Consider the following 9,715-nt stretch of genomic DNA (forward strand, 5'->3'; position numbering starts at 1 on the left):
CACCCACCCCTTCTCGCGCTCCGCGCGGGCGGGGCGCTCCCACGCCGAGTCCGCGACGGCTCCGCTGCCCGTCGGGTGTCCGGGCGCTGCGCGTCCGGGCTTTTCCCCGCCCGCCCCTTTGGCGCGCTGCGCGCGGGCGGGGCGGCCGGGCCGCCACCGCGCTCCGCGCGGTACGCGGGCCCGTGGCGGCTTCGCCGCCGGGTCACGCGGCCCGTGCCGCGCGAGGCCACCCACCGAGGGCGGTTGGGTGGGCGCGGCACGGCCGCCAGGCCCGGGCCTGGCGGGCCGGCGGCCTACGCCAAGCGCGCAGCGGGCCGGCGGGCCGGTTGCCCAGGCCAAGCGCGCAGCGAAACCTCAGGCCGTCGCCGCCTCGAAGAAGCTCCAGGCTGCCATCACCACCATCACGCACGCCGCGATCTTGGTGATCAGCGTCAGCGGCACGCGCTTCAGCAGTGCCTGGCCGCCCAGGATGCCGAGGCCGGCCACGGCCCACAGGGCCAGGACCGCGCCCACGCCGACCGAGATCGGGTCGTCGTAGCGCGCGGCCAGGTTGGCCGTCATGATCTGGGTGAGGTCGCCGAACTCCGCGACCAGGATCAGGGTGAAGCCGCTGCCCGCCACCTTCCAGAAGGACGGGTCGGACGGCTCCTTGAGATCCTCTTCCTCCTCCTCGTCCTTCTTCAGCACCTCCCGCAGCAGCATCGCAGCGCCGGCCAGGAAGAGGACGCCGACCACGAGCTGCAGCGGACGCCGCGGCAGCAGCGTCAGGACGCTGCCGGCCGCCACCGCGAGCACCACGTGCACCACGAAGGCGGCGGCGACGCCGGCGAAGACGTAGGAACCCCGGAAGCGGGTGCCGAGCACCAGACCGGCGAGGGCGGTCTTGTCGGGGAGCTCGGCGAGGAAGATGACGCCGAACACGACGGCGGCGATGGCGAGACTGAACACGGCAATCCTCGAACACTCGGGCCGCCGCGCCGGAGGATCCCGCGGGGGAGGCGGACTTCGGCGCGGCAGCGTCCATGACACTGACGGCCGAAGGTCTCGCTGGCGGACCGGCCGCGCGAGGCGGCGGGCGTCCGCTCCGGGCGCCGGGCCCCTCCCGCGTGATGCCGAGGCGTTCACGGGCGGGCCAGTATGTCGACGGTCCGGCGAAGAGCTACTCCCCTTCAGACTCGCACACTCTATATGAGGCGCCCGGAGCCGGAGCAACCAGCGGTGATCAGTCCGCGCCGAGGGCGGCGAACGGCACCGTGAAGCAGCCGACCCGGTCGCCCGCCATGCCGTCGGGTCCCGTGGCCCGCTCGTGCAGCACCACGGACGCGGCCTCGCCGGGGCGGAAGAGCCACTCGTGCTCGGAGATCGCGCCGCCCGCGCCGTCCGCGTCGGCGGTGAAGTCGAGCCACACCTCGTTCTCCGCGTCGACCGTGCCCGGCTTGTTCTGGTAGTGCTCGCCGGCCGCCTCGGGGTCGGCGCCGCACGGCGCGACGTGGACGTGGGTGCCGTAGGTGTGCCCCGGGACCAGGCCGCGCGCCGACACCTCGACCGTCAGGGCGCCGTCCACGACGTATTCGGTGACCGTGATGTGCGCGCCGGGCGGCACCAGCTCCGGGTCGTAGCTGACGGCCCTCGGCGGCTCGCCGGGGCCCGCCGTCGCGAACTGGGTGCCGGTTCGCAGCCAGTAGTCGCCGTCCTCGGCGGCCGCCGGCGTACCGGCCGTGGCCAGGGCCGCGGTGAGCGCGACCGCGCTGGTCATCCGTGCTCTCATCTATCGTGCTCCCTGCTCGTGGGGTGGGCTCGTGGAGGGTGTGGCTCGTGGGGGTGTGGCTCGTGGGTGGGGGTGACGTCCCCCGCGCGATCACCCTGCCCAGGCCGCGAACGAGATGCCCGCCACACGCACCCGTGTACACCGAGTGGGGGACCCGGGCGTACTCTTGGCGGCGGAACCACGACGCCCGTAGAGGGCGTCACAGCCACAGACCAGGTACACGTCACAGAGCACGTCATCAGGGGAAACGGGAGCAGCGCGGTGCAGGAGACGTTGGGGGTGCTGCTCTACGCTCCGTGGATCTACGTGGTCGTGGCGGCGTCAATCCTGCTGGACGTCTTCGTGCCCCTGCTGCCGAGCGGCGCGCTCGTGGTGACCGCGGCGGCGGTCGCGGCCGGCACGGCCGTCGACGTGGCGGCGCTGCCGTCCCCGACCAACCCCCACCTGCCGCAGATCTTCCTGCTCGGGGCGTGCGCCATCACGGCGTCCTTCCTCGGCGACCTGCTGGCCTACGCTCTCGCGCTGCGCGGCGGTCGCCGCTTCGGGGGCGCGATCGCGCGCTCGCGTCGGTTGTCGGCGGCCCAGGAGCGCCTCGACTCGGCGCTGCGGCGCGGTGGCGGGCCGCTGGTGGTGCTGGCGCGGTTCGCGCCGGCCGGGCGCGCCGTGGTGAGTCTGGGCGCCGGGGTGTCGCGTCGCCGCAAGCGCGAGTTCCTGCCGTGGTCGGCGCTGGCGGCCGTGGTGTGGACGGGCTACAGCGTCGGCGTCGGCTATCTGGGCGGTCAGCTGCTCGGCGCGAGCTGGTTCAGCACCGGCCTCTCCGTGGTGGCGCTGCTGGCCGCCGGCGTGGTGGCCGCCCGCCTGCTGCGCCCGGAGCCGACGGCCGAGCCGATCGCGGTGCCGCTCCCGGCGGATCCCGGCGTCTCCTGATCTTCGAGCACCGACGCGTGGAGGGGGCCGGCCGCGCAGGGCCGACTCCCTCGACGCGTCAGGCGAGGCGGCCTATGCCGCCGTACCAGGAGACGTCGGCGTGGCTGGGCCGCTCCGCCTCGGGGACGGTGGCGCGCCAGTCGGAGACGACCTGGATGCCCGGGTCGACCAGCTCCATGCCGTCGAAGAACTCGGCGAACCGCTCCCTGCTGCGCAGCGTGAGCGGCACGCCCTGGGCGCGGTAGGCGTGCTGGACGCCCATCGCGGCCTCGGGGGCGATGTCGGCGGTGGCGTGCGACAGGATGAAGTGGCTGCCCGTGGCCACAGCCTCACGCAGGGATCGCACGATGCCGGCCGGGTCCTCGTCGTCGCCGACGAAGTGCAGCACGGCGACGGCCAGCACGCCCACCGGCCGGTCGAAGTCGATCAGCGCGCGGGTCTTCTCGTTCTCGAGGATGGCGCGCGGGTCGCGGATGTCGCCCTGGATGACGGCGGTCCTGGCGTCCTTGGCGAGCAGCGCGCTGCCGTGCACGAGCACGATGGGGTCGTTGTCGACGTAGAGGACGCGCGTGTCGGGCGCCTCGGCCTGGGCGACCTGGTGCACGTTCTCGGCGGTCGGCAGGCCGGATCCGAGGTCGAGGAACTGGCGGATGCCGGCCTCCCGCACCAGGTGGCGCACGGCCCGGCCGAGGAACCCGCGGTTCTCGCGCGCGGCGGTGCGCAGCATGGGGAACGAGGACAGCGCCTTCTCGGCCGCTTGGCCGTCGACCTCGTAGTGATCCTTGCCGCCCAGCAGATAGTCGTACATCCGCGCTGAGTGCGGCTGATCGGTGCGCAGGTCGATGTCGGCCACGCGTATCTCCACTTCGTAGGGGATGCGATGCGAGACGGAAGGATCGATCAGAAGTCGAACTGACGGCACAGTAAGGCGCTGTCGGCGCAGCTGTCAGCGCGCACCGGTGTGTTCCGGACGTTCCACGGCGCTCATGAGCCATCGGCGGCCGGCGCCGGCGCGGCGACCGGGTCGGGCGGGCCCGTGACGACGAGGGTGATCCGGGTGGCGCGCGGCACGCTCCCGGCGGCGACCGCCGCGTAGAGGTGGCGCAGCGCCTTGGCGACGTAGCGCAGTTCCAGCCGCACCCCGTGCCGTTCGGCGAACTCGGCCGCGAACGAGTCGAGTTCGGGCGACACCCGGCCGTAGCCGCCGCCGTGTCCCGTGTGGTCGAGCGACCAGTTGGCGAACGGGCGGCCCCAGCCGTCCGCGTGCAGCCCGGCGATCTCCCGCTCCAGGTAGCCGGCGCCGCCGCGCAGCGCCGCGACGCCGAGGGCGCGGGCGCCGGGCGGCAGCCCGGCGGCGATGCCGGCCAGCGTGCCGCCGGTGCCCACGGCGCAGCAGACCAGGTCGCGGGGGCCGAGGTCGGGGAGCTGGGTGACGAGCTCGGCGGCGACGGCGGCGGCGCCGCGCGCGGCCGGCACGTTGGAGCCGCCCTCGGGCAGCACGGCGCAGGGGCCGAACTCGTCGGCGAGCCGGCGGCGGGTGGCCGGCTCGTGCAGGGTCTCGCGCAGCCGGCGGTAGCGGGCGCGGTCGACGAAGACGAGCCGCATGCCGGCGGCCTCGGCGCGGGCGAGCGACCAGTTGCGGGGCGCGTTCGCGAGTTCGTCGCCGCGGATGACGCCGACGCTCTCCAGGCCCTGGCCGGCGGCGGCCGCGGCGAGGGCGCGGACGTGGTTGGAGTAGGCGCCGCCGAAGGTGAGCACCCGGGTGTGCCCGGCCTCCCGGGCGGCGACCAGGTTGGGGATCAGCTTGCGCCACTTGTTGCCGGGGACCGTCGGATGGATCAGGTCGTCCCGCTTGAGCCGGAGCTCGACGCCGGCGCCGGCCAGCCGCTCGTCCGCCACCCGGGTGAGCGGCGAGGGCAACGTGGGCGGCGGTAGCGACATCCGTTTGATTGTATGGAGTTTCGATTGTGTGCGGCGTGGGCCCCGGTCACCCGAGGCCCACGCCCGGCCCCCCGGCGGCTTGTAACTGGCCCTTGACGGCGCCGGCCGTCAGGTCGCCGACGATCCAGCGCTGGAGCAGGGCGTAGAGGGCCAGGATCGGCACCGAGTCGCTGAGCGAGAGGCTGTCGCGGACGAACGCGAAGTCCGCCCATTGGGTGGCGGTGGCGGCGAGCAGTGCGATCACCGACAGCCGGGTGCCGGGGTGGATCAGCTCGTCGAAGCCGGTGGGGGTGCTCTTCGGCCGGCCTCCGCCCCACCGCGCACCGAGCCGGCAGCCCAGCGGCTCGCCGGCCCGACGAACGGCAGGAACACGACCGTCGAGACCATGGCCTGGATCAGACCGGCGAACGTCGGCTCGAGTGACTCGGCCAGCCGGCCGGACGGCAGGACCGTCCCGCCGGTCACCACTCCCCCGGCGACGAACGTGGCCGACGTCCGCCAGGTGGGGCGGGAGCGGTGCAGCCGCGTCCGGCTCCCGCGGCCGTACGCCCACGGCCAGCGCGCCCAGCAGCGCGACGTACGCGGCGGGGCCAGCCAGACGCCCCACCGCGGCGGCTCCAGGCCCAGGCCAGGCCAGGCCGGCCAGGGAGACCCACATCTCGACTTTCCTGGGGGCGAGTCGAAGGGGAGGCAAGCCAGGCCCGGACGCCGGGGAAGGCCGCTACGGGTCCTGCCGGTCGCCCGGGGTGTCGCACAGCGCGTGGTCGACGAGGTCACTGGCGGCCCGCTCCTGTCGGAGCACGCCGTCGGGTGAGTCGTTCAGGGCAGTGGACATGGAGACGGTGACGGCGCGGCCGCCGTCGTGGGTGGCGCCGTTCAGAGTGATGTAGCCACTTTCGCCGCCTTCGTGGCTCCAGTAGCTGCCGCCGCAGGACAGGGGCCGGTTGACCAGGCCGAGGCCGTAGCGCCCGTCTGGCCAGAACACCTGCATCTCCTCGTTGACCGGGACGGTGTCCCGCATCTCGGCCAGCCGTGCCTGGGGCAGCAGCTCGCCGCCGAGCAGGGCCTGGAAGAAGCGGTTGACATCCGCGGTGGTGGAGACGTAGCCGCCGGGGTCGGGGACGATCACCCGGGTGACGTCGACCCGTTCGCCGGAGGGGAAGACCTCGTAGGCGTTGGCGTGGGGACGGCGGAGGGTGGGGGTGCCGCCCGGCAGGTAGGTGTGGTCCATGCCGAGTGGTCGCAGGATCCGGTCCTCGACCTCCTGGTGCCACGGGCGACCCGTGACCCTCTCGATGATCATGTCAAGCAGGACGTAGCCGGTGTTGGAGTAACCCCACCCGTCGCCGGGTGCGAAGTCCGGGCGGTGCCGCATCGCCCGGGCGACCATCTCCTGGGGGGTGTAGGTGTCGTACCGGCGCTCGTAGTACTCCTGCGGGGTCGTGAAGCCGGGGAGATCGTCGTGGAGGCCGCTGGTGTGCTGGAGGAGGTGGCGGAGGGTGATCCGGCGCCCGTCGTTGCCGTTGCCGTCCACCAGGCCGGGCAGCCAGTGGTCCACCGTGTCGTCGAGCGCCAGCCTGCCCTCGTCAACCAGTTGCAGGACCACGGTGGCCACCAGCGCCTTGCCGGTGCTGGCCATCCGGAAGTAGCCGTCGCTGGGCACCGGACGGTCCGTGCCCACCTCGGCGACGCCGCTGGTGGCGACCAGATCCCGGCCGCGGCCGGTGGTCACCCGCGCCTGGACGCCGGTGACCCCCAGCGCCTGGATGGCATCGGTGTCCCGGCGCAGGTCGTCCTGCCCGTATCCGGGCGCGGTGGCCTCGTGCGCGTCGGCCGGCAGCTGGACGGCGACGGCCGTGCCTGCGGTGACGAGGACGGCCGCGGCGGTGGCCAGCCACCGATCGTGGACGCGGCGACGCGGCCGGCGTGCGGGCCGGCCGGGTAGGGGGGTGTTCGAGTGGGGCGGCGCGGAGGCCGGGGAAACGAATCTCATGCCCCCACGCTAGGTAGGCGCGATGTCGCACATCGCTACCCCAAGCGACCGTTTGAAAGGTACAGCTAGCTGTAGTGCCGCGGGATCTGGCCGACACCTAGGGTGCATGGCGTGGGGCCTTCCGCAACCTTCCTGGACGACCGAGGCAAAGCGAAACACGTGCTCGGCCTACTCCGCTCGGCCCGCGCACGGTGGTCAAAGACGTGGCGCGGCGGGCGTTACCTGCTGGGCACCCTGGTGGCCGCGACGGCGACGCTCGCCGCGGCGCCCCTGCTGTGCGTTCCGTCGCTGGCACAGCCCTGGGCGGAGCGGCATCGCCGGCGCGCCGGGGCGCTGCTTGGGCAGCCGGTCGCGCCGTGTCCGCGCCCCGCCCGTCGCGACCTGTGGTGGCTCGTGACGCAGGTGGTCACCGGTCTGCCGGCCGGCGCTCTCGCCCTGCTCCTCCTGTGCTGTCTCTTCCTCACTCCCGTCATCGCCGTGTTGTGGTGGGCCTTCCCCACGGCGCCGTGGCTGCCCGTGATGAGCGTTCGCATCACCGGCTGGGGCACCGCGTTGCCGCTCGGCCTGGTGAATCTCGTGGTGCTGGCCGCACTGGCGGCCGTCGCCCTGCCCCCGCTCGCCCGAGCGCACGCCCGGAGCTGCCTGGCGATCCTGGCGCCATCGCCCGCGGAGCGACTGGTCGAGCGCGTCACCGAGCTCACCCGGACCCGGGCGGACGTCCTGCAGGCGCACGGTGCGGAGCTCCGCCGGATCGAACGAGACCTGCACGACGGCACCCAGGCCCGGCTCGTGGCCATCGCGATGCGGCTCGCCGTGGCGGGCGAGAGCTTCTCCGACGACCCCGACGCGGCCGCCGTTCTGGTGCGGCAGGCCCACGCCGAGACCGAGGACGCGATGACCGAGCTGCGCTCCGTCATCCGCACCATCTATCCCCCGGTACTGGCCGACCAGGGCCTCGCCGGCGCACTCAACGCCCTGGCCACCAGGGCCGGGGTGCCGACCCACATCGACATCGGCCCGCTCGGCGACGTTCCCGCGGCGGTCGAAGCGGTCGCCTACCACGCCGTCACCGAGGCACTGGCGAACATCGCCCGACACAGCCGGGCCACCAGCGCGTCGGTTCGCGTCACCCGCGACGGCGCGCTGCTCCGCGCGGAGATCGCCGACAACGGGACCGGCGGAGCGTACGCCACCCGAGGGTCAGGGCTCGACGGGATGCGCCGCCGCGCCGCCGCCCTGGACGGCACCCTGGAGATCAGCAGTCCGCCGGGCGGGCCGACCGTCATCACCGTGGAGCTGCCGTGCGCGTAGTGATCGCCGAGGACAACGTCCTGCTGTCCTCCGGGCTGAAGCTCCTGCTCGACTCCCAGGGCTTCGAGGTCGTCGCGATCGCCGCCGACGCCCCCGGCTTCCTCACCGCCGTCGAGACCCACCGGCCGGAGGTCACCGTCGTGGACGTGCGGCTGCCCCCGACCTTCCGCGACGAGGGCATCCGGGCCGCGGTCCTGGCCCGCCGCGACCATCCAGGACTTCCCGTCCTGGTCCTCTCGCAGTACGTCGAGCAGGAGTACGCGGGCCGCCTCCTGGCCGACGCCCGGGGCGGCATCGGATACCTGCTCAAGGACCGGGTGAGCCGCGTGGCGGAGTTCACCGACGCGCTGCGCCGGGTGGCGGGCGGCGGCACCGCCATGGACCCCGAGGTCATCGCCCAACTCCTCGCCGCACGCGGCGATCCCGTCGACGCCCTGACCGCACGCGAGCGCGAGGTCTTGGCGCTCATGGCCGAGGGCCAAGACAACGCGACCATCGCCCAACGGCTCGTCATCACCGACAACGCCGTCCACAAGCACATCGGCAACGTCTTCCTCAAGCTCGGCCTGTCGGCCGGCGACAGCGGCCACCGCCGCGTCCGCGCCGTCCTGGCCTACCTCCGCCGCCACGGCGGCACCGCGCTCACGCCGGCGGAACCCGTGCCCCGGAACAACGCGGCGCGACGACACCTAGAATCGAACACATGAACGACAAGCAGCTGCCGAGCGATCTGCCCACCCTCCGGGCGCTCGCCGCGTGGCTGCAACAACGACTGACCGAGGTGCGACAGGAGGTCGCCGACGCCGAGCGGACGGCGGCGGCCGAGGCCCGCCGGCCGCGCTGGTGGGTGCGGTGGCAGCGCCGCCCGCCCGGCGCCCCCCGGCGCGGAACCCTCCACGAGGAGGGCTGCTGGCACCCGGGCGCACCCGACCTGGACGTCGCCGCGCTGCGCCGACTGCTCGCCGAGCACGGCGACCGCGTCGCCCCCTGCGAGGTCTGCCGCCCGTCACCTCCGGGGTGACGGGCGGACGCGCGGGGATCGACCGGGGGCCGGTTAAAGACGAGCACCATCCGGGAGACCCGATGACCGAGCCCACCCCCGACCCCGCCGCGCTGCTCACCGCCGCCGCCGAGTGGCTCGGCGCCGACGCCGACCGAACCCGCGCCCTCCTCGCGAAAAGCGGCCTCCGCTGGGAGGACATCACCACCGCCGCCATGCCGCCCGCCGTCGGGGAGGCACTGGGCGCGTGGCTGCGGGAAGCCGCGCACGCCCACGCCGCCGCCGCGATCGCCGCCCGACAGGTCTGGCCGGCCGATGCCGAGACGGCCGAGCGGGACGCGTTCATGCAGCGCATGCTCAGCCCCGGCGCCACCGCCCGCGCCCTCCTCGCCGACGCCCCCGCCGGCGCGCCCCACGGCCCGCAGGAAGCCGCCACAGCGGCCGGCGCGGGCACGGAGACGCCGGACACGCGTTCGGGCGCTCAGACGGGCGCTGACGGCCTCACGCCGGCTCAGATCGCCGACCGGCTCGACGAGTTCATCGCCGACGCCGCCGCTCACGGCGCGAGCGAGGGGTGGCTACGCGGAGCCCGCTGCATCACCGGACGCCTCCGCCTCGCAGACCCGACGGTCCTCCGCTCAGCCCGGCCGCTGGCAGGCGTAGATGAGCAGTAGCAGGACCGCCGTCCCGGCGAGGCTGACGAGGGCAGACCCGAGACATCCCAGGCGATTGAAGAAGAAAACGAACATAACGGCCATCTTCTCGGGAGCGGCGC

Annotated in this window: 11 protein-coding genes and 1 pseudogene; 5 read left to right on the plus strand and 7 right to left on the minus strand. The window is 74.1% G+C overall.

The features are described 5' to 3' along the window. Positions 1-354: 354 nt before the first annotated feature. Complete coding sequence (locus tag E1265_RS27645; RefSeq protein WP_132933723.1) at positions 355-948, minus strand: TMEM165/GDT1 family protein; 594 nt, start codon at positions 946-948, stop codon at positions 355-357. Between the two features lie 274 nt (positions 949-1,222). Further along, a complete protein-coding gene (locus tag E1265_RS27650; protein WP_132933724.1) occupies positions 1,223-1,768 on the minus strand; it encodes a superoxide dismutase family protein in 546 nt (181 codons plus the stop codon). Positions 1,769-2,029: 261 nt separating this feature from the next. Between E1265_RS27650 and E1265_RS27655 the strand changes: the two genes are divergently transcribed. Then, positions 2,030-2,695 (plus strand): VTT domain-containing protein, encoded by a 666-nt coding sequence (locus E1265_RS27655; RefSeq protein ID WP_132933725.1) that lies wholly within the window; start codon positions 2,030-2,032, stop codon positions 2,693-2,695. Between the two features lie 58 nt (positions 2,696-2,753). Here the strand turns inward: E1265_RS27655 and E1265_RS27660 are convergent, their stop codons facing one another. The 5 genes and pseudogenes from E1265_RS27660 to E1265_RS27675 form a co-directional block, all read right to left on the minus strand. Beyond that, entirely contained in the window at positions 2,754-3,548 is a 795-nt protein-coding gene (locus E1265_RS27660; protein WP_132933726.1) for an SAM-dependent methyltransferase, read from the minus strand. A 131-nt stretch (positions 3,549-3,679) separates the two neighbouring features. Next, the gene (locus tag E1265_RS27665; RefSeq protein ID WP_132933727.1) at positions 3,680-4,636 is read right to left on the minus strand and encodes a pyridoxal-phosphate dependent enzyme; all 957 of its coding nucleotides are present in this window, start codon (positions 4,634-4,636) and stop codon (positions 3,680-3,682) included. Positions 4,637-4,799: 163 nt separating this feature from the next. Continuing rightward, positions 4,800-4,976: pseudogene (locus tag E1265_RS27670) on the minus strand (transcriptional regulator); the annotation flags it as partial. Beyond that, a complete protein-coding gene (locus E1265_RS37340) occupies positions 4,904-5,101 on the minus strand; it encodes a hypothetical protein (protein ID WP_165953907.1) in 198 nt (65 codons plus the stop codon). The pseudogene E1265_RS27670 and the gene E1265_RS37340, both read right to left, overlap by 73 nt. 256 nt (positions 5,102-5,357) lie before the next feature. Beyond that, positions 5,358-6,629, minus strand: a complete 1,272-nt coding sequence (locus E1265_RS27675) for a serine hydrolase domain-containing protein (RefSeq protein ID WP_132933728.1) — start codon at positions 6,627-6,629, stop codon at positions 5,358-5,360. Positions 6,630-6,740: 111 nt separating this feature from the next. On the opposite strand from E1265_RS27675, the gene E1265_RS27680 reads away from it, so the two are divergent. The 4 genes from E1265_RS27680 to E1265_RS27695 all read left to right on the plus strand — a co-directional run bounded on the left by E1265_RS27680 (position 6,741) and on the right by E1265_RS27695 (position 9,614). Beyond that, on the plus strand, positions 6,741-7,940 hold the full coding sequence (locus E1265_RS27680) for a sensor histidine kinase (RefSeq protein WP_243741152.1): 1,200 nt from the start codon (positions 6,741-6,743) through the stop codon (positions 7,938-7,940). Then, positions 7,931-8,647: a response regulator transcription factor gene (locus E1265_RS27685; RefSeq protein WP_207931235.1), complete on the plus strand. Its 717-nt coding sequence runs from the start codon at positions 7,931-7,933 to the stop codon at positions 8,645-8,647. The genes E1265_RS27680 and E1265_RS27685 overlap by 10 nt, the downstream gene beginning before the upstream one ends. Beyond that, the gene (locus E1265_RS27690; protein WP_132933729.1) at positions 8,644-8,961 is read left to right on the plus strand and encodes a hypothetical protein; all 318 of its coding nucleotides are present in this window, start codon (positions 8,644-8,646) and stop codon (positions 8,959-8,961) included. Before E1265_RS27685 ends, E1265_RS27690 begins: the two co-directional genes overlap by 4 nt. 62 nt (positions 8,962-9,023) lie before the next feature. Then, positions 9,024-9,614, plus strand: coding sequence for a hypothetical protein (locus E1265_RS27695; RefSeq protein WP_132933730.1), 591 nt, complete (start codon positions 9,024-9,026; stop codon positions 9,612-9,614). Positions 9,615-9,715 lie beyond the last annotated feature (101 nt).

Source organism: Streptomyces sp. 8K308, from assembly GCF_004348315.1.
Classification (GTDB): Bacteria; Actinomycetota; Actinomycetes; order Streptomycetales; family Streptomycetaceae; genus Streptomyces.